Genomic DNA, 26,721 nt, shown 5'->3' with positions numbered 1-26,721 from the left:
AGGTGTGTTTGACAAAGGCAGACCGGTCCCGTACATTCTCGCGCATCCGGCCGGGAGAGCGCGCAGCGACTGCGCCGCCGAAGGGGAACTACCCAAAAACTCTCAGGCACCACGGACCGACCGGATCGGCATGCAACATGCACACGATGCATGCCGCACTCTGGAGAGCGACATCCGCCACTGCCATGCAGGGTGAGCATGTCCACCGAAGGGGCGCACGGAGCCTACGCGCAAGCGAGGGTCCGTAATCTCTCAGGTATCGAGGACAGAGGGGTCATCCGCCGCAGCGGATTGGTTGCACATTGGTGCGCCGATCGTTGCGGCGGATGACCCTTTTTTCGTTTTCGAACCGCCCCCGAGGATATTCATGACGCTCCAGGCCACGCCCCTCAACGCTATTCATCGCGCCCTCGGCGCCCGCATGGTCGACTTCGGCGGCTGGGACATGCCGGTCAACTATGGCTCGCAGATCGAGGAACACAACGCCGTGCGCGCCGATGCCGGCATGTTCGACGTATCGCACATGTGCGTGGTCGACCTGCATGGCGCCAACACGCGCGCCTTCCTGCGCGGGCTGCTGGCCAACAACGTGGACAAGCTGCAGACGGCGGGCAAGGCACTGTATTCGTGCATGCTCGACCAGAAAGGCGGCGTCATCGACGACCTGATCGTCTACTTCTTTGCCGAGGACCACTTCCGCCTGGTGGTGAACGCCAGCACGGCCGTCGGCGATATCGAATGGATCCGGTCGCGCAATGCGGCCACCGGCAGCGACGTGACGATCACGCCGCGCCGTGGCGACGTGGCCCCGGCCGGCGCCGGTAATCTGGCCATCGTGGCCGTCCAGGGTCCGAACGCACGCGCCAAGGTTTATCAAGCCTTCCCCTCCACCCAGCCCGCCGATGCACTGAAGCCGTTCAACGCGCTGGTCGTGCAAGACCCGGAAATGGGCGAGCTGATGGTCGCACGCACCGGGTACACCGGCGAAGACGGCTTCGAGCTGGTGGTGCCGGCCGAGAACGTCGCCGGTATCTGGGAAAAGCTGTCCGCCGCCGGCGTACGCCCGGCTGGTCTCGGCGCGCGCGACACGCTGCGCCTGGAAGCCGGCATGAATCTGTACGGCCAGGACATGGACATCAACACCTCGCCGCTCGACGCGGGCCTGGCCTGGACCGTCGACCTGCAAAGCGAGCGCGATTTCTTCGGCAAATCGGCCCTGCTGGCCGGCGGCCAGAAGCAGACATTCGCGGGCCTGATCCTGCGCGACAAGGGCGGCGTGCTGCGCGCGCACCAGAAAGTCATCACCGCGGCCGGCGACGGCGAAATCACCAGCGGCACGTTCAGCCCGAGCCTGCAGCAGTCGATCGCGTTCGCCCGCCTGCCGAAGGACGTGGTGCCCGGCACCGACGTCCAGGTCGAGATTCGTGACCGCAAACTGACCGCTACTGTGGTTAAACTGCCGTTTGTGCGCAATGGCAAGGCACTCGTGAGCTGAGGCATCGCCCGGCTTCACACCCAACGGTCGCCCTTCCACCCGTCCGCTCGAGCCCAACCTGCTGCGGACCGGGTGCTTGAAACAAGAAACACACTGAATTGACGGAGAACCTCATGAACTTCCCCGCTGACCTGAAGTACACCGAGTCGCACGAATGGGTGCGCGTTGAGTCCGACGGCACGCTGACGATCGGCATCACCGACCACGCACAGGACGCCCTGGGCGACATCGTCTTCCTGGAACTGCCTGAAGTGGGCAAGTCGGTTGGCGCCGGCGACGCGCTCGCCGTGGTCGAGTCCGTAAAGGCGGCCTCCGACATCTACGCGCCGGTGGCCGGCGAAGTGATCGCGGTCAACGACGCCGCTTCGGCCTCGCCGGAATCGGTCAACACCAACGCGTTCGACGCGTGGCTGTTCAAGCTGAAGCCGGCCAACGCCGACGACGTGAACGGCCTGATGAACGCCGACGCCTACAAGGCCAGCGTCGGCGCCTGATTGCGCTGACAGTTTGATGCCGCGCGCGGCGGCCAGGCCGACCACCTGCCGCCGCCCGCTCGACGAGACCCCTTGCCATGAACGCCCCGCTTCCCATGAATGCAGCCGCCCAAGCACGGCCCACGCTGGCCGAACTGGAGGCGCGCGACGCCTTCGCCGCCCGCCATATCGGCCCCGATGCCGCCGAACAGCAGCACATGCTCAAGGTCCTTGGTTTCGACAGCCGCACCGCGCTGATCGATGCCGTGGTACCCGCCGCCATCCGCCGCCGCGACGGCATGTCGCTGGGCGAGTTCACCGCGCCACTGACCGAGGAAGCCGCGCTTGCACGGCTGCGCGGCCTGGCCAACAAGAACCGCGTGCTCAAGAGCTTCATCGGCCAGGGCTACTACAACACGCTCACGCCGGGCGTGGTGCTGCGCAACATCTTCGAAAACCCTGCCTGGTACACCGCGTACACGCCGTACCAGCCCGAAATCTCGCAGGGCCGTCTGGAAGCGATGCTGAACTTCCAGCAGATGATCACGGACCTGACCGGCCTGGACATTGCCAATGCGTCGATGCTCGACGAAGGCACCGCCGCCGCCGAGGCCATGACGCTGCTGCAGCGCGTGAACAAGCACGCATCGAACACGTTCTACGTGGCTGACGACGTGCTGCCGCAAACGCTGGAAGTGGTACGCACGCGCGCGCTGCCGCTGGGCATCGAGGTCAAGGTCGGCCCCGCCGCGGACGCCGCGCAGGCGCATGCCTTCGGCGTGCTGCTGCAATACCCCGGCGTGAATGGCGATGTGAACGACTACCGCGCCATTGCCGATGCGGTGCATGCCGCTGGTGGCCTGGTGGTGGCCGCCGCCGACCTGCTGGCGCTGACGCTGATCGCCGCGCCGGGAGAATGGGGTGCCGACGTAGCCGTGGGTAACTCGCAACGCTTTGGCGTGCCGCTCGGCTTCGGCGGTCCGCACGCGGGCTACATGGCGGTCAAGGACGACTTCAAGCGATCGATGCCGGGCCGCCTGGTAGGCGTGACGATCGATGCGCAGGGCAACAAGGCTTATCGCCTGGCTCTGCAGACGCGCGAGCAGCATATCCGCCGCGAGAAAGCCACTTCGAACATCTGTACCGCGCAGGTGCTGCTGGCCGTCATGGCGTCGATGTATGCCGTCTACCACGGGCCTCAGGGACTCAAGCGCATTGCGCAACGTGTGCACCGCCTGACCGCCACGCTGGCCGCCGGCCTGAAGACGCTGGGTCTGGCACCGGTCAACGCGACGTTCTTCGACACGCTGACGCTGGAAACCGGCTTCAACACCGATGCCTTCCACGCCACCGCCACGCAGCGCGGCATCAACCTGCGCCATGTGGGCGCCTCGCGCATTGGCATTTCGCTCGACGAAACCGCATCGCGTGAGGACGTGGTCACGCTGTGGGAAATCTTCGCGCACGGCAAGCCGGTGCCCGACTTCGACAAGATCGAGGCGTCGGTCGGTGACGGCTTCCCGGCCGCGCTGGCGCGTCAATCCGAATACCTGGCGCATCCGGTATTCAACACGCATCACGCCGAACACGAGATGCTGCGCTACCTGCGTTCGCTGGCCGACAAGGATCTGGCACTCGACCGCACGATGATCCCGCTCGGCTCCTGCACGATGAAGCTCAACGCCACCAGCGAGATGATTCCGGTGACGTGGCCCGAGTTCAGCAACATCCACCCGTTCGCGCCGCTGGACCAGACGGTCGGCTATCGCGAAATGATCGACCAGCTGGAAGCAATGCTGTGCGCCGCCACCGGCTACGCAGCCGTGAGCCTGCAGCCGAACGCCGGCTCGCAGGGCGAATACGCGGGTCTGCTGATCATCCACGCGTACCACGCCAGCCGTGGCGAAAGCCATCGCGATATCTGCCTGATCCCGTCGTCGGCGCACGGCACCAATCCGGCATCGGCCCAGATGGCCGGCATGAAGGTCGTGGTCGTGGCCTGCGATGAAAACGGCAACGTCGACCTCGACGATCTGGCGAAGAAGGCCGAGCAGCACAGCAAGAACCTGGCTGCGATCATGATCACGTACCCGTCCACGCATGGCGTGTTCGAGCAAGGCGTGCAGCAGATCTGCGAGATCGTGCACAAGCACGGCGGTCAGGTCTATGTCGACGGCGCGAACATGAACGCGATGGTCGGTGTCGCCGCGCCGGGCCAGTTCGGCGGCGACGTATCGCACCTGAACCTGCACAAGACGTTCTGCATTCCGCACGGCGGCGGCGGCCCCGGCGTGGGTCCGGTCGCAGTGGGCGCGCACCTGGCGGACTTCCTGCCGAACCAGGACAGCGTTGGCTATCGCCGCGATGACAACGGCATCGGCGGTATCTCCGCCGCACCGTTCGGCTCGGCCAGCATCCTGCCGATCTCGTGGATGTATATCGCGATGATGGGTTCGACCGGACTGACCGCCGCCACGGAGAACGCCATCCTGGCCGCCAACTACGTGGCCCGCCGCCTGTCGCCGCACTTCCCCGTGCTGTACACGGGGCAGCATGGTCTGGCGGCGCACGAGTGCATCCTGGACGTGCGCTCGCTGCAGAAGACCACGGGCATCAGCAACGAGGACGTGGCCAAGCGTCTGATGGACTACGGCTTCCACGCGCCGACGATGAGCTTCCCGGTGCCGGGCACGCTGATGATCGAGCCGACCGAGAGCGAATCGCTGCACGAACTCGACCGGTTCATCGACGCGATGATCGCCATCCGTGGCGAGATCGCCCGCGTGGAAGACGGCAGCTTCGACCGCGAGGACAACCCCCTCAAGCACGCTCCGCACACCGCCGCCGTGGTGGTGGGCAACGAGTGGAACCACAAGTACACGCGCGAAGAAGCGGCGTACCCGGTGGCATCGCTGCGCACGCAAAAGTACTGGCCGCCGGTTGGCCGTGCCGACAACGTGTACGGCGATCGCAACCTGTTCTGCTCGTGCGTGCCGATGAGCGAGTACGCCGACGAGTGAGTCCGCTGCCCTGAGCGTCGTCCGCTACACGCGGATGCCGCGAAGGGCTATGCTCAAGAGGCAGGCGCCGGCGTGCGGCGCCGTCCTTGAGCGGAGGGCTCATTCATGTGGAATCTCAGCGCCCCCTGGTGGGAATTCGTGCTGCGTGGGCTCATCGTCTATGGCGCATTGCTCGTGCTGATGCGGATGTCGGGCAAGCGGCAGACCGGGCAGCTCACGCCGTTCGATCTGGTGTTGCTGCTGATCATCTCGAATGCGGTGCAGAACGCCATGAACGCCGGCGACAACTCCGTGCTGGCCGGGCTGATTCTGGCAGCCACGCTGTTCCTCGCCGACACGATGCTCGGATATTTCACTTGGCGCAGCCGCCCGTTCGAACTGCTGGTGGAAGGCCGCCCGCAGATCGTGATTCACCAGGGCGAGATTTTTGACGAAGTGATGCGCCGGGAGCGCATCAGCACGCACGACTTGCACAAGGCGCTGCGCCGCAATGGCTGCACCCGCGTGGAAGACGTGCACTTCGCCATCCTGGAGACCGACGGCTCGATCAGCGTGAAGCTACGGGAGCGCCCGCTCGACGCTCCCGACCACGCCACCGGCGCGCTGTGGCGCCACCCGGGCCGTACCGATCAAGACACGCCGGTGTAGCGCCGGCACGATTCTGGAGTCAGCCGTGGCAGTCAGCGTCTTCGACCTCTTCAAAGTAGGCATTGGCCCGTCGAGTTCTCATACCGTCGGCCCGATGCGTGCGGCATTGATGTTCGCGCACGGCCTGGAACGCGACGGCCTGCTGCCGCAGGTGGCCAGCGTGCGCGTGGAACTGTACGGATCGCTGGGAGCGACTGGCAAGGGACACGGCACGGACAAGGGCGTGATCCTCGGGCTGATGGGGGAGTCGCCCGATACGGTCGATCCCGAGAGCATCGACGCCAGGCTCGCGGCGATGCGCGCGGGCAAGCTGCTGTCGCTACTAGGCAAGCACACGGTGCCGTTCGTGGAGCGTGAACACATTGCTTTCTATCGGCGCGAAGCCTTGGCCGAGCATCCGAACGGCATGAAATTCCACGCCTACGATGCTGACGGCGCGTCGCTGCGCGAAGCGCGATACCTCTCGGTGGGCGGCGGCTTCGTCGTCACGGCCGGTGCGCCCAATACGCAGGTGCTGGCCGCCGAGAAGCAGCTTCCGCATCCGTTCCGCAGTGGCCGGGCGATGCTCGACATGGCGCACGCCAGCGGCAAGTCGATCGCGCGACTCATGCTTGAGAACGAGTTGACCTGGCGTCCGGAGCAAGAGGTGGTGGACGGCCTGCTGCATATCTGGGACGTGATGCAGCAATGCGTGGCACGAGGTTGCCGCACGGACGGCGAGCTGCCGGGGCCGTTCAAGGTCAAGCGGCGCGCGCCGGAGCTTTACCGGCACCTGACATTGCGCGCGGAACGCACGCTGTCCGACCCGCTATCGGTCATGGACTGGGTGAACCTCTACGCCATCGCCGTCAACGAGGAGAACGCCGCCGGTGGCCGCGTGGTCACGGCGCCGACCAACGGCGCCGCGGGCATCATTCCTGCCGTGCTGCACTACTACGACCGCTTCGTGCCCGGCGCCAATCGCCAGGGTGTGGTGGATTTTCTGCTGACTGCTGGCGCAATCGGCCTGCTCTACAAGCTCAATGCGTCAATTTCGGGCGCCGAGGTCGGCTGCCAGGGCGAAGTCGGCGTGGCATGCTCGATGGCCGCCGGCGCACTCGCCGCCGTGCTGGGTGGCACGCCGGAACAGGTCGAAAACGCGGCGGAGATCGGCATGGAGCACAATCTTGGACTCACCTGCGATCCGGTGGGCGGACTCGTGCAGATCCCATGCATCGAGCGCAATGCGATGGCGTCCGTGAAGGCAGTGAATGCGGCGCGCATGGCGATGCGCGGTGATGGCACTCACTATGTGTCTCTCGACTCGGTCATCAAGACGATGCGCGAGACCGGCGCCGACATGAAGACCAAGTACAAGGAAACCGCGCGCGGCGGGCTGGCGGTCAATATCGTCGAATGCTGACGAAGTATTCCGGTTGCCGGCGTTTGCCGGCGTCGTATGATGAAAGCACTTCCGGTTTGCCGAAGAAAAAAACGCCATGCAGACCTTCCATCAGCTGTTCGACGAAACCTCGTCCACTTACACCTACCTGCTGATCGACGCCAAGACACACGAGGCGTTGCTGATCGACCCAGTCGACCGCCAGTACGAGCGTGACTTGTCCGTGCTACAGCAGACCGGCGCCAAGCTCGTCTGGGTGGTGGAAACGCACGCTCACGCCGACCACATCACGTCGGCCGGGCATCTTGCGAAATTGACGGGCGCCAGCACGGCGGCGCCGTCAGGCTGCGATATCAAACCCGCGCTGAAGCAACTGATCGACGGCGACACAATTTCGTTTGGCACCCAGGTGCTGCGCGCGATCCATACGCCCGGTCATACGGCTGGCAGCATGAGCTATCTGTGGGAAGAGCCCACGCCCGAGGGCGTGACGCGTCGCATCTTCACGGGCGATGCGCTGCTGATCGATGGCTGCGGCCGTACGGATTTTCAGTCAGGCGATGCCGGCACGTTGTTCGACAGCCTGACGCAGAAACTCTTCCGGTTGCCCGACGACACGCGCGTTTTTCCCGCGCATGACTACAAGGGGCAGACCGAATCGACCATCGGCCGTGAGCGCGCCTCTAACAGCCGGATCGCCGGCCGGACGCGCGACGAGTTCATCGTGATGATGCGAAATCTGAACCTGCCACGCCCCAAGCTGATGGATATCGCCGTACCGGCCAACCAGCAGCTCGGACTCGTTACCGGCCGCGATGGGGAAAGCGTCCCACACGGGGCCTGAGGCATTCGATGGCGGTGCATGGCACGGATGCCAGGGCATCCGCGCTTACGCCTCCCACTGCTCGCACGTCCGCCGTACCGTATCGCGCAGGCTGTGCGCTTCATCGTTGACCGCGCGCACCAGGCGGGCATCGTTGTCGCGCGCGGCAGCCTGAGCGCGGATATTCGCCAATGCCTGCAGTGAGCCAAGCGCCTCCGCGTGCGGTTCCAGCGCGTCGCAGATCGACAGGATGTGGTCGGCAACCGGCATCCGCGTCAGTTCGTTCGGATGCACGTACTCGCCCTCCAGCCCGAAGCGGCACGCCTGGAAGCGGTTGAACGTGTACACCAGGTAGTCGTCTTCCTGCGGCATGAACGGCCGCGACAACAACAGGTAGCGCGCCAGCGCCTGGATATAGGCGGCGATGTCGCAGGCGCGCTGCACCGTCAGCGGGGTATCCATCACACGTACCTCGATCGTGCCGAACTCCGGCTTGGGACGGATATCCCAATAGAAGTCCTTCATGCTCTCGATCACGCCAGTGGCGCGCATCTTGTCGAAGTACGCCTTGAAGCCGTCCCACGTCAGCACGTGCGGCGCGCGGCCGCTCATCGGAAACGCGGCCACCGAATTCAGCCGTGCCGACGCAAAGCCGGTATCCACGCCCTGCACATAGGGCGACGATGCGGCCAGCGCGATGAAGTGCGGCACGTAGCGCCCGATCGCGTGAAGCAGAAACAGCGATTCATCGGCGCTCGGGCAGCCGATATGGACGTGCTGGCCAAACACCGTGAACTGCTTGGCCAGGTAGCCGTAGAGTTCGGAAATGTACTGGTAACGCGGCGAATTCGAGATCGTGCGGTCGGACCAGACCTGGAACGGATGCGTGCCGCCGCCGCAGATGCCAAGGTTCAGGCCGCGCGATGCATTGACCATCAGGTCGCGCATCACGGTCAGCTCTTCCAGCGCCTGCGCGTAATCGCGGCAGATGCCAGTGCTGATCTCGATCATCGACGGACTGATCTCGGGCTTGATATCGCCGGCGTGCTGCGCGCCTTTCAGCGCACGGAGCAGGTCTGGCGCAAACGGCGCCAGGTCGTAGTCATGACGATTGACGAGCTGCAGTTCCAGCTCGACGCCGAAGGTCAACGCCTCGGAATGCTTGAACGGTTCGAGCGACATCAGCGCCCTCCTCCATTGTCCCGTACCTCACCGGCGTAGCGCAGCGCCCAGGTCGCTATGATGGGCGAAACCAGTTGCTCGATCGCCAGCGCGCACAGAATGATCGATGCCAGCGGCGCGCCCGTGCCGGGATACAAGCGGGCGACGTCGCTCATCAAAAGATAAGCCAGCCCGGACATCGGCGCCAGCGCAAGGCCAAGCGCCATGCACTGCCGCAGGCTCAGCCCCGAGAAAGATCCCAGCGATACGACGCCCGCCAGCTTGGCGACATGGCGGAAGAACACCAGTGCCACGGCAAGTGAGCCGCCCACCACCCAGTCCTTCGCGGTCAACGGCAGGCCCAGCGACACGACCATGACGATGATCAGCAGACTGCCCGCGCTGCCGAAGTGCGTGGGCCACACATGCGGCTGGCGGTCCTGGTGCTTGAACACCACGCCGGCCAGCATCAGCGTCAGCGGCATCGACAGCTTCAGCACCCGCGTCAGCGCCAGCGTGAACAGCACCAGTCCAACCAGCACCAGGAAGCTGTAATGGTCGTCGGCCGACATGCGCGCATAGATGGCGTGCCCGAACTTGCCCACCACCCACGCCAGCAGGCATGAGCCCACCAGCAGATAGAGCGGATGCAGCAGCGCAGCGCCGATGTTGCCGTACTCGGAGTGCAGCCAGCCCGTCGCCACCTGGACGATAGCCGCGGCGTAGATCGAGTTGAGCGCCGACATCGCCAGCAGGCGCTCCGTCACCTGTCCGTCGGCGCGCAGCTCGTTCTTGAGCTGCAGCACTATCGTCGGCGAGGTGCTGACGGCGATCCCGCCCGCCAGAATCGCCACGCCGGGTGAAGCGCCCAGCCATTGCAGCACGGTGGACACCAGGCCCCACGTAAGCAGGCTTTCCGCGGCGCTGGTAATCAGCAGCCACGGATTGGCGCGGAGCCAGGAGAGCGACAGCCGGTGCCCGAGCTCGAATAGCGCCAGGGCCAGCGCCATATCGATCAGCACGCGCGTCTGCGCGATCATGTTGTCGTCGACGATGCTGCGGCCGAGCATGCCGGCGAACAGCCCCACCACCGCGTAACCGACGATACGCGGGCAGCCCAGCCAGCGGCGGCAGACCTCTCCGGCCAGTCCCGCGCCAACCAGCGCAAGACCCACCCAGAACAGGCCGCCCGGTGCCAGCGGCAGCGAGGGAAATAGTTGGCTCAATCCGTTCATGCGCGACATGGTAACGGAAGGACACGTCAGGAAATGTAAGTGCTTGTCCGACACTTTCCCGAACGCGCGCGCAATTTACGGCTACTACAAACAAAAACCGCTATCGTCTTCGATAGCGGTTTTGTAGGTCTTTCAAAATCAGAAATGTCTCGTGCGTTGGCTCACATTTGGGCGGCCGGCCTCACACCCCCCAGAGCTTCCACTTGGGCCGGGTGGCCTTTAGCGAAGACTCGACTTTGGCGTACAGGCCACGTGTACTGCCCTTTTCGCCTTCGAGACCCTTGGCCCGTTCGAACCAGCCCAGCGCCGTTTCGCGTTGGCCCATGCCCAGAGCAGCCTGCACCGCGGCAAGCCACGTTTGTGCATCCCAGTCATCACGCGCGGCAAAGGCGATCTGGAAATCGGTGAGCGCCTCCGGATGGCGCTCCAGATCCACCAGCAGCTTCGCGCGCTGCACGCGCGCCGGTGCCTGCGCCCGCGCATCGCCGTCCGCCAGCAGCACGGCCTGTTCGAGCAGCGGCAGCGCACGCTCATGGTCGCCAAGGTCGCGCCAGATCTGGCCGAAGCGGCCGGATACCCAGGCGTCCTCGATCAGCAGCGAGCGGCGTTGCAGCGCCTCAAGCTCCGCCAAGGCGTCGGCCTTGTCGTGCTCGTCCATCGACGCCATGCCGGTTTGCAGCAACGAGCCGTAGTACGCGCGCGCGTGGGCCATTGCGTGGGCGCCTTCGGAGCGCGCCTCCACAGGCAGCGCGTCGAGCCGCATGTCCATGTGCGCCAGCGCCGCGCTGGCCGATTCGGTTGCCTCGCGCCCGCCAATGGCCGCCCAGGCCGCCACCAGCCTGCTGAAGGCCCAGCTCACGTCGGCCGGACTGCGTTCCACCGGATAGCGATTGAGGACCTCGCCCGCCATGTCCACCACCTGCTGGTGCTGGCCAGCCGCGGCGTGCGCGTCGAGCAGATCGATCCAGTGATCGATGAAATCGCTCGCCGCCATGCCCTTGCGATGCAGCGCGACCTTTTCCTCCAGATGCGTGGCGTCCGCGGGCAGCGTGCGCGCCAGCAGGCGGCACAGCAGCGAATAGAGATGCGGGTCGGCGTTGCCGCCGTGTCCGTGGGCATCGCCCTCGCCGGTCTCGAAATACGCTTCGAAACAGGCCAGCCCCTTGCGGCACATGGCTTCGAGCATCGGCTTGAGAGCCGCCTGCGAGGCCGGCACTTCATCGAGGAAACTGCCAAGCGCGGTGGCCGCATGGAAATACAGCGCGCCATCGTCGGCATCGGCCGTCACGGCAAAGCCGGTCCACGCCGGCTGAGCAGGCGCGTTGGCGCCAGCCGCCACATGAGCCTGATGGCGCCACGTCAGCGCGCGCACCTGCGCCAGCGGGTCGGGTCGTTGGCGCAGATAGGTTTCGAGATCGTCGAGCGCAGCGGCGGGTTCGGAACCCAGTCGCAGCGGGGCGCGCAGCCGCCGTGCCTCGGCGTGATCGGGCTGTTCGGCCAGCACGCGCTCGGCCTGGGCGATGGCCAGCACATCGCCCTGGGCCGGCGTCAGATCCAGCAATTCAGGGGAATCGAGTGCGATGCGGCCCAGACAGACGCGCAGCAGCGGCTCGCCAAGCTGCCCGGCGGCATCGCTGCGGGCGACGTAGTCCTGCACCAGCGGCAGGATGTCGCCGGCACCCAGGTCGGGCGCGCGGTACAGCAGGTCGTGCCAGTAGCGTCCGGCCAGCGCGAAATCGTTCAGGCGGAACGCCACAAAGCCCGCGTAGAAATGGGCGGCCCACTCGCCGGTGGCCAGCCCGTTGCGGCGCGCGGCCTCATGCAACCACGGCTGTGCCTCGGTGTCGCGGCCTTCGCGCATCAGCAGCGTGCCGTACATATGGGCCAGCGCACCGCGCGAGGCCCAGCGGTGCATCGGCGACAGCGCAAGCTCGGGCAAGCGCGCCATGCCTTCGTCCAGCGCGGCCAGCGCGGCGGTCACATCGCCACGGTCGGACTGGATCTGGGCGCGCAATGCGGCGTAATCCACCACTTCGGGGTATGCCGCCCAGAGCTGGTCGGCAATCTGCAGCGCTTCGTCATGGCGCCCGGCATTGGCCAGAGCGATCGCATGGTCGTAACGGACATCCTGCAAGGTCCGCTCCTTCATCAGAATTCAGCAAAGGCGGAATTATGCGCTATTGGCGTGACATGCTTTGGGGAGAACAGCGAGGAAAAGGCGCTTGATTACCTTTGCACACAAATAAAAAGGCGCCAAAAGCGGACATCGTCCACGTATGGCGCCAGTTCTGCTGGCGGGACCGACGGGAAAGGCGCCGGCCCCGCTTCCGACGGATCCGGGGGATTACTTGCCGCCCACGGTCTCCAGCACGGTCCACTTGCCGCCTTCAACCTTGTAGACGGTGATACCGCCGTCCTTCAGGTCGCCGCGCGCATCGTAGGCCAGCGTCTTGGTGGTCACGCCCTGCATGTTGGTGGCGGCCAGCACCGGCAGGTAGCGTACCGGGTCAGCCGAACCGGCCTTGACCATCGCGCTCATCATCGCGGTGGCGCCATCGTAGGCGTACGGCGAATACGTCTGAACCTTCGAGCCAAAACGCTTTTCGTAACGCTTCTCGTAGGCGGCGCCGCCAGGCATCTGCTCCAGCGGCAGGCCAGCCAGCGATACCACGGTGCCATCGGCTGCCGGGCCGGCCAGCTTCAGGAAGTTGTCGGTCTTGGACATTTCGCCAGACACGATCGGTGCCTTCAGGCCCAGTTCCTTGACCTGCTTGGCCATCGGGGCCGACTGCGTCTCGGCGCCGCCGTAGAAAATCACGTCCGGGTTGCTGCGCTTGATGTTCGTCAGCACGGCCTTGAAGTCCACAGCCTTGTCGTTCGTGAATTCGCGGCGCACGATCTTGCCGCCGGCAGCCTTGGCGGCCTTTTCGAACTCGTCCGCCAGACCCTGGCCGTATGCGGTGCGGTCATCGACGATGGCGATGTTCTTGGCGCCGAGCTTCTTCACTACGAACGCGCCGATCACCGAACCCTGCTGGGTGTCGGACGTCATCATGCGGAACGTGGTCTTGAAGCCCTGGCGGGTGTACTCAGGCGCCGTGGCCATCGCGATCTGCGGAATGCCGGCGCGGTTGTAGACCATCGACGCGGGGATGCTGGTGCCCGAGTTGAAGTGGCCGAGCATACCCTGGATGCCGGCATCCACCAGCTTTTGCGCCACCACCGAACCGGTCTTCGGGTCGGCCTGGTCGTCTTCGGAGATCAGGACGAACTTGACTTCCTTGCCACCGATCTTCGGCTTGGTGGCGTTCATGTCGTCGATTGCCAGGACGATGCCGTTCTGCATGTCCTTGCCGTACTGTGCCTGGCCGCCAGTCAGCGGGCCGGCGTAGCCCAGCTTGATTTCCTGTGCCTGGGCGAAGGCGGCCGAGGCAGCGGTCAGGCCTGCAACGGCCAGGGCAACGGTCATGGCCGTCTTGCGGAATGTCGAGCTCATCAGTTCTCCTTTGGGTCCCATAGGGTGCCATATGGTGCCGGTGTCGGCATATTTGCGGATCGGCGTTGGCAGCACCGTTCCGTTCCTGGGTTGCGCGGCAGGGTCGGGATCGCCGGCCCCCGCCACGCGCTTTGGTAACAACCCGCTTGAGGCCGGTGCCTCAGCCGATCGTCATCAGACTTGCATTGCCGCCCGCCGCCGCCGTGTTGACGGACAGCGAACGCTCGATCAACAAACGCTCCAGCGCGATATTCGGTTCACCCTGGGCCAGGCCCTGCACGCCGACGATCGGACCGGGGCGCGTGGCCACCTGTTCGCAGACCGTGCGGAGCTGGTCGGAATCGCCGTGGTGCAGCACTGCGTCGAAGGCGATGTCCGTGCCCAGCCAGTCGGAAACCACGCGGACGCGCGATTGTACTGCGGCAGGCAGGCGCGCCAACAGGGCCTTTGCAACGGGTGTGTCTGTCCACAACGCTTCCGAGCCAACCGCCAGCACGGCGGCCAGTTGCAGCGCAAGGTCGGCATCGTTCTGCGCCAGGCAAAGCACGCGCTCGCGCGGCAGCAGCGAGTACGTGTTGCGCTCGCCCGTGGGGCCAGGCAGCGTGACCGACAGGCCCGAGGCCGATGCGGCGCCAAAGCGCTCGCAGGCGGCCGCCACCTCCGGCAGATTGGTTTTTGCCCAAACCTGCAGGGCGGACAGCTCGGCGTTCTCCGGTGCGACCGGTGTTGCGCCGCCCGCGTCGGACATGCGCACGCCACGTACCACCGCATCCTGCGGACAGACCGACAGCAGGCGGTGCAGATACAGCGGACCACCCGCCTTCGGGCCGGTGCCCGACAGGCCTTCGCCACCGAACGGCTGCACGCCCACGACGGCGCCGACGATATTCCGGTTCACATAGAGGTTGCCCACGTGCGCGCGGTCGACGATATGCGCAATCGTTTCGTCGATGCGGGTATGGATGCCCAGCGTCAGGCCGTAACCGGTGCTGTTGATCTGCCCGATCATCGTGTCCAGCGCCGTGCGCGGGTAGCGCACCACGTGCAGCACGGGGCCGAACACCTCGCGCTTGAGTTCTTCGATCGAATCAAGTTCGATCAGCGTCGGCGGCACGAAGGTGCCGTTGCGGCAGGCCGACGATAGTGCGACGTTTGGATCGGCCTGATGCACACGGCGCCCCTTGGCACGCATCGCCTCGATATGACGCACGATGTTGCCGCGCGCTTCCTCGTCGATGACCGGGCCGACGTCGGTCGACAGGCGATCCGGGTTGCCCAGCGTCAGCTCGCCCATCGCGCCCTTGAGCATTTCGACGATGCGGTCGGCCACGTCCTCTTGCAGGCACAGCACGCGCAGCGCGGAGCAGCGCTGGCCGGCGGAGTCGAACGCCGAGCTGACGACGTCGCCAACCACCTGCTCGGCCAGCGCCGAGGAGTCGACGATCATCGCGTTCTGGCCGCCGGTCTCGGCGATCAGCGGAATCGGGCGGCCCGATGCATCCAGACGACCGGCCACATTACGCTGCAGCAGACGCGCCACTTCGGTCGATCCGGTGAACATCACGCCCTTGACGCGGGCATCGCCCACGAGCGCGGCGCCCACGGTTTCACCGCGGCCCGGCAGCAGTTGCACGGCACCGGCCGGCACGCCGGCTTCGCGCAGCAGGCGCACAGCGGCAGCGGCGATCAGCGGGGTCTGTTCGGCCGGCTTGGCCAGTACCGGATTCCCGGCGGCCAGCGCGGCGGCAACCTGCCCCGTGAAGATCGCCAGCGGGAAGTTCCACGGGCTGATACAGACCACGGGACCGAGCGGGCGATGGGTATCGTTCGAGAACGTCTCGCGTACCTGCACGGCGTAGTAGCGCAGGAAGTCGACGGCCTCGCGCACTTCGGCAATCGCGTTCGAGAACGTCTTGCCCGCCTCGCGCATGATGATGCCCATCAGCGACTGCATCTGGGCTTCCATCAGATCCGCGGCGCGTTCCAGCGCGGCGGCGCGCACCTCGGGCGGCGTGGCCTGCCAGATCGGCGCCACGTTGACGGCGGCCGCCAGCGCTGCCTCGATCTCGGCCGGCGTGGCTTCGCTGACCTGGCCCACCACGTCGCGGTGATCGGCCGGGTTCAGCACAGGTTCGGACTTGGCTTCGGTGCGCGATACCTCGGCGCCCAGCAGCGGCTCGGCGCGCGGCGTGTCGCTGGTGCCAGCCAGCAGGGCGGACGACAGCGAGGCCAGGCGGTGTTCGTTCGACAGGTCGATACCGGCCGAGTTGGCGCGCGACTTGCCATACAGCGTGCGCGGTTGCGGGATGCGCGGATGCGGCAGGCCCAGCGTGCCCTCCTCCTTGTGCATCTGCTCGACCACGGCCACGGGATCGGCCACCAGTTCATCGAGCGGAATCGTATCGTCGGCAATACGATTCACGAACGACGTGTTGGCGCCGTTTTCCAGCAGACGGCGCACCAGGTAGGCCAGCAGCGTCTCGTGCGTACCCACCGGTGCGTAGATGCGGCACGGCCGGCCGAACTTGCCGTCCGCCTTCGCCCCGACGACCTGGTCGTACAGCGGCTCGCCCATGCCGTGCAGGCACTGGAATTCATACTGGCCGGGGTAGTAGTTCTGGCCAGCGATCTGATAGATGGCCGACAGCGTATGCGCGTTGTGCGTGGCGAACTGCGGATAGATCGCGTCCGGCACCGACAGCAGCTTGCGTGCGCACGCGACATACGACACGTCGGTGTACACCTTGCGCGAATAGACGGGGTAGCCTTCCAGACCGTCCACCTGGGCGCGCTTGATCTCGCTATCCCAGTAGGCGCCCTTGACCAGACGGATCATCAGGCGGTGGCGGCTGCGGCGCGCCAGGTCGATCACGTAGTCGATCACGAACGGGCAGCGCTTCTGGTAGCCCTGCACCACAAAGCCGATGCCGTTCCAGCCGGCCAGCTCCGGCTCGAAGCACAGACGTTCGAGCAGGTCGAGCGAGATTTCCAGGCGGTCGGCCTCTTCGGCATCGATATTGATACCGATGTCGTACTGGCGAGCCAGCAGCGTCAGGCTCTTCAAGCGGCCATAGAGTTCGGTGACGACGCGCTCGTGCTGCGCACGGCTGTAGCGCGGATGCAGCGCCGACAGCTTGATCGAGATACCCGGGCCTTCATAGATGCCACGGCCGCGCGAGGCCTGGCCGATGGCGTGGATGGCCTGCTCGTAGGAAGCCAGGTAGCGCTGGGCATCGGCCTCGGTCATCGCCGCTTCGCCGAGCATGTCGTACGAATAGCGGAAGCCTTCGGCTTCGTACTTGCGCGCATTGGCCAGCGCTTCGGAAATTGTCTCGCCGGTCACGAACTGCTCGCCCATCAGGCGCATGGCCATGTCCACGCCCTTGCGGATCAGCGGCTCGCCGCCCTTGCCGATGATGCGCGTCAGCGCCTTCGACAAACCGGCTTCGGTATGCGTGGCCACGAGCTTGCCGGTCAGCAGCAGGCCCCAGGTGGCGGCGTTCACGAACAGGGACGGGCTTTGGCCCAGGTGCGACTGCCAGTTGGCGCCGCTGATCTTGTCGCGGATCAGCGCGTCGCGCGTGGCCTTGTCGGGGATACGCAGCAGGGCCTCGGCCAGGCACATCAGCGCCACGCCTTCCTGCGACGACAGCGAGAATTCCTGGATCAGACCCTGCACCAGACCTTCGCGGCCCGTACCCACCTTCTGCTCGCGCAGCTTCTGGGCCAGCGCCTTGGCCATCTTGATGGCGGCTTCGGCCTGGGCTTGCGGCAGGCGCGCCTGCTCCAGCAGCACCGGCACACACTCGGTTTCCGGGCGGCGATAGGCCGACGTAATGGCCGCGCGCAGCACCGACTGCGGCTGGATGCTCTGGGCAAACTCCAGGAACGGGGGCGGCAGCGTATCGCCCGTTGCCACATCACCGGCGTCGGTGCCGTCGCCATCGGCCAGCGCGGCTGCGCCGGCTTCATGCGGCAGATGGCCGCGTTCCACCTGCTCCAGATACGTGAAGATGGCCTGCTTGATCAGCCAGTGCGGCGTGCGGTCGATCGATTGGGCGGCACGTTTGAGACGTTCGCGTGAAGCATCGTCGAGCTTGACGCCAAGGGTGGTGGTGGCCATGCGGGCAGTTCTCCAGCGGATCTAGGTAAGACGGTTGGCAGCCTTTTTGCGATACGCGCACGTACCGGCCAGACTACCGGGCTGGCGCGATCTTACTCTCGGAGATTTACTAGGTGCAACCTAGTGCAACCACCTATCCTGAGACGTGATGCGCAGGTTGCACCAACGCAACATCCACATGCACAAGCGCCGTCGGTCAGATCCGCAGCGGATCGATTTCCAGCTGCCAGCGCACACCCTTCACACGCGTGCCAACTTCTTCGAATGTTGGCACCCACTCACTAATAAAGCGCTGCAATAAGGGGCGCGAGGAGGCTTCAACCAGCATCTGCGCGCGCTCCTTGTTGAACAGCCGCACCATCGACATCGGCACGGGGTCATGCAGTTGCACCTCCAGCGCCAGGGGATTCGCATCGGCCTGTTCGCGCGCGGCTTGCAGGAATGCCAGCGCGCGCTCCAGCTGGCCATGCTCGGCCGTGATCAGCACCTGGTAGGCATACGGGGGCAACCCGGCCTGCCGGCGCTCGCGCAACTGGCTTGCCGCGAATCCATCATAGTCATGGCGTGCCAGCGCCTGCAATGCGGGGGCGTCCGGGTAGCGGGTCTGGATCAGCACTTCGCCGCCCAGGCCCGCCCGGCCCGCACGACCGGATACCTGCATCAGCGATGCAAATAGATGCTCGGCGGCGCGGAAGTCGTGGCTGAACATGGCGGCGTCCGGATGGACGATGCCAACCAGCGTCACGCGCTGGAAGTCGTGCCCCTTGGCCACCATCTGGGTACCCACCAGGATGTCGACCTCGCCCGCATGAACTTCGTCGAACATGGCCTGCGCGCTGCCTTTGCGGCGTGTGGAGTCGGCATCGATCCGGGCGATGCGTGCCTGTGGAAAACGTGTGGATAACGCTTCTTCGATGCGCTGGGTTCCGCGCCCGAGCGGTGCGATATCGACGTTGCCGCAGTCGGGGCAATGGTGCGGCACCGGCGATTCGAGTCCGCAGTGATGGCAGCGCAGCCGCCGCTCCGGGCGATGCAGCACCAGGTACGCGGAGCAGCGCGGACACCCCGAAAGCCAGCCGCAGCTATCGCATGCCAGGACGGGTGCGTAGCCGCGCCGGTTCAGGAACAGCAGGCTCTGTTGGCCGCGGTCCAGCCGCTGCTGGATGGCATCGAGCAGCGGCACGGACAGCCCTTCGAAAAGGGCACGCTGCCGCTGGCGCTCGTGATTGAGATCGATCAGCTTGACCGCCGGCAGCGCCGCATCGGCCTGGGCGCGCTCTCGCAGTACCAGCTTGCGATATGCGCCCTGCTCCGCCCGGTACCACGTTTCCATTGAAGGCGTGGCCGACCCAAGCACGATCGGAATCTTGAGCTGATTGGCCCGCCAGACGGCCAGGTCGCGCGCCGAATAGCGCAGACCTTCCTGCTGCTTGTACGACGTATCGTGCTCTTCGTCGACGATGATCAGGCGCAGGTTCGGCATCGACGCCATGATCGCCATGCGCGTACCCAGCACGATGCGGGCTTCGCCCCGGTGGGCAGCCAGCCATTGCAGGCTGCGCTCCTGGTCGGCCAGACCGCTATGCAGCACGGCCAGCGGCATATGCGGAAAGCGCTCTGCAATGCGCGACTGGAGCTGGGGCGTGAGATTGATTTCGGGCACCAGCATCAGCACTTGTGCCGTCGGATCGGCAGCCAGACGCTCGGCGATGGCATGCAGATAGACCTCGGTCTTGCCGCTGCCGGTCACGCCATGCAACAGGAACGCCGCATAGTCTTGTGCGGCGACGATCGCATCCACCGCCTGTTGCTGCTCGGCGTGGAGCACCGGTGCGGTCGATGCCGGGCGGTCCGCGTCCGTATCGAGCAGAGGCCGTTCGACGTGGATGCACTCGACCCGGCCTTCGGCTATCCATTCAGCCAGCCTCTGGGGCGCGGCCGTGCAAAGTTCGCGCGCATCGGCCAGCCGTACCCAACCCTGCGGGTCCTGCGGATCGGCAAGCGCATCCGCCAGCGCACGCACGGTACGGGCACGCGCCGGGACCGATTCACGCAGCGCGTCGGCCTGTCCGGGCCGTACCCGGTACTGCGTAGTCTGGGCGCGTTGGCCCAGGCGGTCCCAGGTTTCGGTTTCGCGTAGCGAGGGCGGCAATGCCGGCAGCATCACTTCGCCAAGGCGGCGGTGATAGTAGCGTGCGGCAAATCGGGCCAGCGCCATCCATTCGGCACTGAGCGGCGGCATCCAGCCAATGCGCGCGACAATGGGCCGGATCTTGTCTGCCGGGACGTCGGAGTTATCCACACGTGCGACGGCCACGCCAACAACCTGACGCTTGCCAAACGGCACCACCACCAGTTCACCCGGCGCCACGCCATCGTCGGCCAGGTAGTCGAAACAGTCATCGGCAGGGGTGTCGAGCGCCACGCGAACGATGTGGCCGGGGCGGGCATCGCTTTCCTGCCCGGGAGCGGCGGAAATCCGTGTGGTATGCGCCACAGCGAGCGAGTCGTCGGGGCCGGCGGTCATGCTTGGACCCCTGCTTGGTGCAGCCCCAGTGCGCATTCGTTGTGCATGGGCGACGGCTCGGAAAGGCGGCTGGATGTCTGTGTGCGGCGCAACATCAACTTAAAGTAAAACTTCAAATGTGACCCTAAGTCGATGATCCACGGATGGTTTTGCACCCCCATCACCGGGCCTGTGGATAACTTTGTTGAAAAGTCGCATCGAGTTTCCGCCAAGGCGCTTGACACAAGGCTTTCATCGACTTCGCACCCCACATTGCAGAAGATTCAAAGCCTTATGAATCAATGACTTGCAAACACCCCCCAACTGAGTTAAGGGGTAACCCGCTCGTGCAGTGCCGCAAACCTATCGGTGTGCATAAGTCAAGCCTTGACAGCAACTACCCGGCACCTTTTTGGCGAAACGCCGTTAAATAGTTTACTTGACATGAAGCGCGCAGCGCCTTCCGCGACACTGCGCCGCAAATACTCATCACATCGCTGCGCCGCGGGGAAATCGTCAGAATCAGACGGCAGGTGCAACCGCCGAGCCCCGGAGCTTGCGGCTGTGGTTGTGCACTTCGTCGACCAGCACCGACACATTTTCCGGCGGGGTGAACTGCGAAATGCCGTGGCCGAGGTTGAATACGTGGCCGTCACTGCCGCCACCGGCGGCATAAGTGTCCAGCACCTGGCGGACCTGCTCGCGGATGGCCGCCTCTGGCGCGAACAACACCGTGGGGTCGATATTGCCTTGGAGCGCGACCTTGCCTTCGGTGCGGCGGCGCGCCTGGGTAAGGTTGACAGTCCAGTCCAGCCCGATCGCGTCCGGCTCGATGCCGGCGATCTGCTCGAGCCAGATGCCACCGCCCTTGGTGAACACAATGACCGGAATCTGCTGCCCGTTGTGCTCGCGCTTCAGGCCCTGCAGCACGCGACGCATATAGGCCAGCGAGAAGGTCTGGTACATGCCGTCAGCCAAGGCACCGCCCCAGGTGTCGAACACCATCACGGCCTGCGCGCCGGCTTCGATCTGTGCGTTCAGGTACGCGGACACCGCCTGGGCATTGATATCGAGAATGCGATGCATCAGGTCCGGACGGCCGTACATCATCGCCTTCACCGTGCGGAAGTCGTCCGAGCCGCCGCCTTCGACCATATAGCAGGCCAGGGTCCAGGGGCTGCCCGAGAATCCGATCAGCGGTACTCGTTGTGTGCCGTTTTGCACCAGCGCGCGGCGAATTTCGCTGACTGCGTCAAATACATACTGCAGCGACGACATGTCTGGGACGGCCAGCTTGGCCACATCGGCTTCGGTGCGCAGCGGGTGAGCAAAGCGCGGACCCTCGCCCTGTGCGAACGACAGGCCCAGGCCCATTGCATCGGGAACGGTGAGGATGTCGGAGAACAGAATCGCCGCATCCAGCGGATACCGATCCAGCGGCTGCAGCGTTACTTCCGTGGCATACGCCGGATTTTTGGCCAGGCCCAGAAAACTGCCGGCACGCGCCCGCGTCGCGTTGTACTCGGGCAGATAGCGGCCCGCCTGGCGCATCAGCCACAGCGGCGTGTATTCGGTGGGTTGCCGGCGCAGCGCGCGCAGGAAGGTGTCGTTCTGCAGTACGGTCATGGTCATCCTCGTAAGACCGCCATTCTACGGGAACGCCGCCTTATGCAGCCGTCGACGGGATGATGGCCGTCATATCGATGTCGGCTTTCTGCAGCGGATTTTCAGATGTCGTCGAAACTCGCGACAAAGGCTTGCGCGGCGCGGCGCATCCATTCACGGGCCCGTGGCGCCTCGGGCTGCAGGCGTGCAAAGCCATGCGTCATGCCACTGGCTTCGATCGTCGTCACCAGTGCATCATGGCGCACCAGAAAATCGGCATAGGCCAGGCCGTCGTCACGCAACACATCATTGGCCGCAACGATCACCACGCTGGACGGCGGCAGATGCTTGGGCGGCGTGGCCATCAGGTGGATGCGCGGATCGGTCTGGGCCGCACCGACGGTAAGTGCTTCAGCACCGATGTACTGGGTCCAGAACCAAGCCATCTCATCGCGCGTCAGGCCCGGGCCATCTGCAAAGGCGCGGTAGCTTTCGGTGGTCAGCACCGGCGCCGCGACCGGGTAGATCAGCAATTGCGCGTTGACGATATGCCGGGCGGCATCGTCATTGATCTGGCGTGCCGCGGCGGCGGCCAGGTGTCCGCCCGCGCTGTCGCCCGCCACCGCCAGGAAGTCCGGCGCAACGCCGAGCGCTTCGCGCGCATTGGCGAGCCAGCGCACCGCGCCGATCGCATCGTCACAAGGCGTGGGAAACGGCAGCTCGGGGGCCAGGCGGTAATCGACACTGACCACCGCGCACCCCGTGTCGGCGGCAAGCAGTGCGGCAACCGAATGGTGCGTCCGCGGCGACCCGACCACCCAGCCACCGCCGTGAAAATAAACGATCAAGCGCGGATTTTCTTCACCCGCCGGCCGGAACAGCCGCGCCGGGAGCGATGCGCCGTCCACGGGAATTTCCAGATCGCTGACGACCATGCCATCTGGATCGGGCAACTGCGAACGGGCCGCCACTTCATCGAAGCGTGCACGGCGCTCCGGTGCGCTGATCGCCGCGGGCTGGCCAGCGTAGATTTCCGCCATCTGGCGATAATAGGTTTGCAGCTGAGGATCGATGGCCATGACGAAACGTGCGTAAGTGCGAACGACCGCCAGTGTAGCGGTGCCGTGGCTCGCCGGGGATAACGCATACGACTGGAAAAAGTGGCGCGCTAACCGTTTCTAATCGTAACGCTGGATGCGCTACCGAACACAATTTCGAGGGCGGGAATTCCGGCATCCCACGAAAGTAGGGTTGGTCTTAAGCGGGCGCGGAAAAAACGTAATGCATTCAGTACACTAGCCTCACAATGTCTTAACATTGCCGGCTAAACAAGATGCTATGCCGCGCTGTGAAAACGCTTTCAAATTCGAACAAAAGTGTCTAAAACGCCGGATTTTTGCATCCCGGCCTTTCATCTTCTTGCAAAACGATACATTTTGTTACTGCCATCCCCAGAAGTTTCCCCCACAATGCATTGACAGACCAGCGCTTGGTGTGAGGTTCCCCCGCCGCTAAAGCCTTGAAAAATAAGGGGTGTGGAAGAAAGCCTGAGCAGTAACCCGATTTACCGGACCAGACAATCTTTGGAATCGTCTGATCCGGCACCAGGAAGACCGGTAGCGCGTGGCTTGAGGTTCCGACGATTGGAAACTCGCCGATGATGCGGAAAGAAAGTTCCGCTGCGCTTGTAAGTGATTCCTGGACCGAACCCGTTCCTTCGAATTGACCCCTCGAAGGGATTTTCCCGTCCGCGCGGAGCCTCCCCGGCCCGCGCGCTTTTTTTTGTGGTCCAGGCAAAGAAATATAGCGTTCGGAAAATAAAAAAGGCAGCCAGATGGCTGCCTTTTTTAATGCCACGCCGAAAAAACAACAGCGCGGCGTACTGCAGGTATTCCTTACTTCTTACGACGCAGGCGGGCAATCGCGGCCAGCTGTGCAGCGGCAACGGCCAGCTCGCTTTGGGCACGAGCCAGATCCAGGTCACTGCTCTGGTTCTGCATCAGTTCCTCCGCAGCGCGCTTGGCATCCTGGGCCTTGGCTTCGTCCAGGTCGCTACCGCGGATGGCGGTATCGGCCAGAACGGTCACGTGCTTGGGCTGGACTTCGAGAATGCCGCCGGCAACGAACACGAATTCCTCGCTGCCGTCTTCTTTCTCGATGCGCACGGCACCGGGCTGAATGCGCGTGATCAGCGGCGTGTGGCCCGGCAGAATGCCCAGCTCACCCGTCTCGCCCGGCAGCGCAACGAACTTCGCCTGACCGGAGAAGATCGACGCTTCCGCGCTGACGACGTCTACAAGAATGGTTGCCATATAAGATCCTTTCTCCAGAAAGCGTTTGCTCCCTGCACATCAGGAAGCTTGTTTTTCGCCTTCGCACTCGGCGCGGCTGCCTGCCAAGGCAAGACAGCCACGACTTCGCGCAAAGGCGAAAGACACCGCTTACTGAAGCTTCTTGGCCTTCTCGAAGGCTTCGTCGATCGAACCCACCATGTAGAACGCCTGTTCCGGCAGGTGATCGCACTCGCCATCCACCAGCATCTTGAAACCACGGATGGTTTCCTTCAGCGGCACGTACTTGCCCGGCGAACCCGTGAACACTTCGGCCACGTGGAACGGCTGCGACAGGAAACGCTGGATCTTACGAGCGCGCGACACTGCCAGCTTGTCTTCCGGCGACAGTTCGTCCATGCCCAGAATCGCGATGATGTCGCGCAGTTCCTTGTAGCGCTGCAGAGTCTGCTGAACTCGGCGCGCCACTTCGTAGTGCTCCGTGCCCACGACTTGCGGGTCCAGCTGGCGCGAGGTCGAGTCGAGCGGATCGACGGCGGGGTAGATACCCAGCGCGGCGATGTCACGCGACAGCACGACGGTCGAGTCCAGATGCAGGAAGGTCGTAGCCGGCGACGGGTCGGTCAAGTCATCGGCAGGCACGTACACGGCCTGGATCGACGTGATCGAGCCAGTCTTGGTCGACGTAATACGCTCCTGCAGCTTGCCCATTTCTTCAGCCAGCGTCGGCTGGTAGCCCACGGCGGAAGGCATACGGCCCAGAAGTGCCGACACTTCCGTACCGGCCAGCGTGTAGCGGTAGATGTTGTCGACGAAGAACAGGATGTCACGGCCTTCGTCGCGGAAGCGCTCGGCCATCGTCAGGCCGGTCAGCGCCACGCGCAGACGGTTGCCCGGCGGCTCGTTCATCTGGCCGAACACCATGGCCACCTTGTCGAGCACGTTCGAGTCCTTCATTTCGTGGTAGAAGTCGTTCCCTTCACGGGTACGCTCGCCCACGCCGGCAAACACCGACAGACCGCTGTGCTGCTTGGCGATGTTGTTGATGAGCTCCATCATGTTCACGGTCTTGCCCACACCGGCGCCACCGAACAGGCCCACCTTGCCGCCCTTTGCGAACGGGCACACCAGGTCGATCACCTTGATGCCGGTTTCCAGCAGGTCAACCGACGGCGACAGTTCGTCGAACTTCGGTGCCTTCTGGTGAATCGCACGCCTTTCATCAGCGGCGATCGGGCCGGCTTCGTCGATCGGGCGACCCAGCACGTCCATGATGCGGCCCAGCGTACCGTGGCCAACCGGCACGGAGATGGGGGCGCCGGTGCTCTTCACCGACATGCCACGGCGCAGGCCGTCCGACGAGCCCAGGGCAATGGTACGCACCACGCCATCACCGAGCTGTTGCTGCACTTCGAAGGTCAGACCCTTCTCGGCGAACGACTTGTCGTTGCCCTCTTCGAGCACGAGTGCGTCGTACACCTTCGGCATTGCGTCACGCGGGAACTCGATGTCCACCACGGCGCCAATGCACTGCACAATATTTCCGATACTCATTTCGTATCTCCGATAGCTTGAATACTTGACGCCTTAGACCGCAGCTGCGCCGCTGACGATTTCCGACAGTTCCTTCGTGATCGCTGCCTGGCGGGTCTTGTTGTAGACCAGCTGCAGTTCGCCAATCACGTTCTTGGCGTTGTCGGATGCCGCCTTCATGGCCACCATGCGCGCGGATTGCTCCGACGCCATGTTCTCGGCCACGGCCTGATACACCAGCGCTTCGACGTAGCGGACGAGCAGCTCTTCCACAACCGTCTGGGCGTCGGGCTCGTAGATGTAATCCCACGAGTAGGCGCGCTTTTCATCTTCGGTCTGGCTCAGCTTGTCCGCGGCCAGCGGCAGCAGTTGCTCGACCATCGGCTCCTGCTTCATCGTGTTGATGAACTTGGTATATGCCAAGTACACCGCGTCGACTTCGCCGTTGGTAAAGGCGTCCAGCTGTACCTTGATCGCGCCGATCAGCTTTTCCAGATGCGGGGTATCACCGAGGTGCACCACGTTCGAGACCACCTTGGCACCGATGCGACCCAGGAACTGCATGCCCTTGGTACCGATGGCGGTCGCTTGCACGTCCACACCGCGGCCCTGCAGGGTCTTCAGCTCATTGGTCACCGCACGCAGCACGTTCGTGTTCATGCCGCCGCACAGACCCTTGTCGGTCGTCACCACGATCATGCCGACGCGCTTGACTTCGCGCTCCACCATGAACGGGTGCTTGAACTCGGGGTTGGCAGTGGCCAGGTGCGCTGCGATATTGCGCACTTTTTCAGCGTACGGGCGGGCGTTCCGCATCCGTTCCTGCGCCTTGCGCATTTTGGATGCGGCGACCATTTCCATCGCCTTGGTGATCTTGCGCGTGTTCTGCACGCTCTTGATCTTGGTTCGAATCTCTTTCGTTCCGGCCATA

Annotated in this window: 18 protein-coding genes and 2 riboswitches; of the genes, 6 read left to right on the top strand and 12 right to left on the bottom strand. The window is 64.6% G+C overall.

Going from position 1 to position 26,721, the window contains the following annotated elements:
• Positions 1–41: 41 nt before the first annotated feature.
• A riboswitch (glycine riboswitch) is annotated at positions 42–129 on the top strand.
• A 21-nt stretch (positions 130–150) separates the two neighbouring features.
• Positions 151–279: riboswitch (glycine riboswitch) on the top strand.
• Positions 280–367: 88 nt separating this feature from the next.
• From gcvT to AC3FLX_RS14450, 6 genes are all read left to right on the top strand, one after another.
• Positions 368–1,495 carry a glycine cleavage system aminomethyltransferase GcvT gene (gene gcvT / locus AC3FLX_RS14475; protein ID WP_488697582.1) on the top strand — a complete coding sequence of 376 codons (1,128 nt, stop codon included), beginning with the start codon at positions 368–370 and terminating at the stop codon, positions 1,493–1,495.
• A 113-nt stretch (positions 1,496–1,608) separates the two neighbouring features.
• The gene (gene gcvH, locus AC3FLX_RS14470) at positions 1,609–1,989 is read left to right on the top strand and encodes a glycine cleavage system protein GcvH (protein WP_488697580.1); all 381 of its coding nucleotides are present in this window, start codon (positions 1,609–1,611) and stop codon (positions 1,987–1,989) included.
• A 77-nt stretch (positions 1,990–2,066) separates the two neighbouring features.
• The gene (gcvP, locus tag AC3FLX_RS14465) at positions 2,067–4,988 is read left to right on the top strand and encodes an aminomethyl-transferring glycine dehydrogenase (RefSeq protein ID WP_488697579.1); all 2,922 of its coding nucleotides are present in this window, start codon (positions 2,067–2,069) and stop codon (positions 4,986–4,988) included.
• 105 nt (positions 4,989–5,093) lie between these two features.
• Complete coding sequence (locus tag AC3FLX_RS14460; protein WP_488697577.1) at positions 5,094–5,636, top strand: DUF421 domain-containing protein; 543 nt, start codon at positions 5,094–5,096, stop codon at positions 5,634–5,636.
• 25 nt (positions 5,637–5,661) lie between these two features.
• Positions 5,662–7,038 carry an L-serine ammonia-lyase gene (locus AC3FLX_RS14455; RefSeq protein WP_488697575.1) on the top strand — a complete coding sequence of 459 codons (1,377 nt, stop codon included), beginning with the start codon at positions 5,662–5,664 and terminating at the stop codon, positions 7,036–7,038.
• A gap of 76 nt (positions 7,039–7,114) precedes the next feature.
• Complete coding sequence (locus AC3FLX_RS14450) at positions 7,115–7,861, top strand: MBL fold metallo-hydrolase (protein WP_488697574.1); 747 nt, start codon at positions 7,115–7,117, stop codon at positions 7,859–7,861.
• Positions 7,862–7,906: 45 nt separating this feature from the next.
• Here AC3FLX_RS14450 and AC3FLX_RS14445 read toward each other — a convergent pair whose 3' ends face one another.
• From AC3FLX_RS14445 to atpG, 12 genes are all read right to left on the bottom strand, one after another.
• Entirely contained in the window at positions 7,907–9,022 is a 1,116-nt protein-coding gene (locus AC3FLX_RS14445; RefSeq protein ID WP_488697573.1) for a YbdK family carboxylate-amine ligase, read from the bottom strand.
• A complete protein-coding gene (locus tag AC3FLX_RS14440) occupies positions 9,022–10,236 on the bottom strand; it encodes a cation:proton antiporter (protein ID WP_488697572.1) in 1,215 nt (404 codons plus the stop codon). The genes AC3FLX_RS14445 and AC3FLX_RS14440 overlap by 1 nt, the downstream gene beginning before the upstream one ends.
• 181 nt (positions 10,237–10,417) lie before the next feature.
• Entirely contained in the window at positions 10,418–12,385 is a 1,968-nt protein-coding gene (locus AC3FLX_RS14435) for a hypothetical protein (protein WP_488697571.1), read from the bottom strand.
• Between the two features lie 195 nt (positions 12,386–12,580).
• Entirely contained in the window at positions 12,581–13,732 is a 1,152-nt protein-coding gene (locus AC3FLX_RS14430; RefSeq protein ID WP_488697569.1) for a branched-chain amino acid ABC transporter substrate-binding protein, read from the bottom strand.
• A 160-nt stretch (positions 13,733–13,892) separates the two neighbouring features.
• Positions 13,893–17,855: a trifunctional transcriptional regulator/proline dehydrogenase/L-glutamate gamma-semialdehyde dehydrogenase gene (gene putA / locus AC3FLX_RS14425; RefSeq protein ID WP_488697568.1), complete on the bottom strand. Its 3,963-nt coding sequence runs from the start codon at positions 17,853–17,855 to the stop codon at positions 13,893–13,895.
• Positions 17,856–18,051: 196 nt separating this feature from the next.
• Positions 18,052–20,382 carry a primosomal protein N' gene (locus tag AC3FLX_RS14420; protein ID WP_488697567.1) on the bottom strand — a complete coding sequence of 777 codons (2,331 nt, stop codon included), beginning with the start codon at positions 20,380–20,382 and terminating at the stop codon, positions 18,052–18,054.
• Between the two features lie 501 nt (positions 20,383–20,883).
• Positions 20,884–21,987, bottom strand: a complete 1,104-nt coding sequence (gene hemE, locus AC3FLX_RS14415) for a uroporphyrinogen decarboxylase (RefSeq protein WP_488697565.1) — start codon at positions 21,985–21,987, stop codon at positions 20,884–20,886.
• Between the two features lie 101 nt (positions 21,988–22,088).
• Positions 22,089–23,045 carry an alpha/beta hydrolase gene (locus tag AC3FLX_RS14410; RefSeq protein ID WP_488697563.1) on the bottom strand — a complete coding sequence of 319 codons (957 nt, stop codon included), beginning with the start codon at positions 23,043–23,045 and terminating at the stop codon, positions 22,089–22,091.
• 301 nt (positions 23,046–23,346) lie between these two features.
• Positions 23,347–23,823, bottom strand: coding sequence for a hypothetical protein (locus AC3FLX_RS14405; protein WP_488697562.1), 477 nt, complete (start codon positions 23,821–23,823; stop codon positions 23,347–23,349).
• A gap of 38 nt (positions 23,824–23,861) precedes the next feature.
• Positions 23,862–24,278 (bottom strand): F0F1 ATP synthase subunit epsilon, encoded by a 417-nt coding sequence (locus tag AC3FLX_RS14400; protein ID WP_488697560.1) that lies wholly within the window; start codon positions 24,276–24,278, stop codon positions 23,862–23,864.
• 129 nt (positions 24,279–24,407) lie between these two features.
• On the bottom strand, positions 24,408–25,811 hold the full coding sequence (gene atpD, locus AC3FLX_RS14395; RefSeq protein WP_238266209.1) for a F0F1 ATP synthase subunit beta: 1,404 nt from the start codon (positions 25,809–25,811) through the stop codon (positions 24,408–24,410).
• A gap of 33 nt (positions 25,812–25,844) precedes the next feature.
• A complete protein-coding gene (gene atpG / locus AC3FLX_RS14390; RefSeq protein ID WP_488697558.1) occupies positions 25,845–26,720 on the bottom strand; it encodes a F0F1 ATP synthase subunit gamma in 876 nt (291 codons plus the stop codon).
• Between the last annotated feature and the right edge of the window lies 1 nt (position 26,721).

Source organism: Cupriavidus sp. 291-E7 (assembly GCF_057798835.1).
The sequence above is the reverse complement of the archived record's forward strand: the minus strand, read 5'-3'. Positions and strand labels throughout refer to the sequence as shown.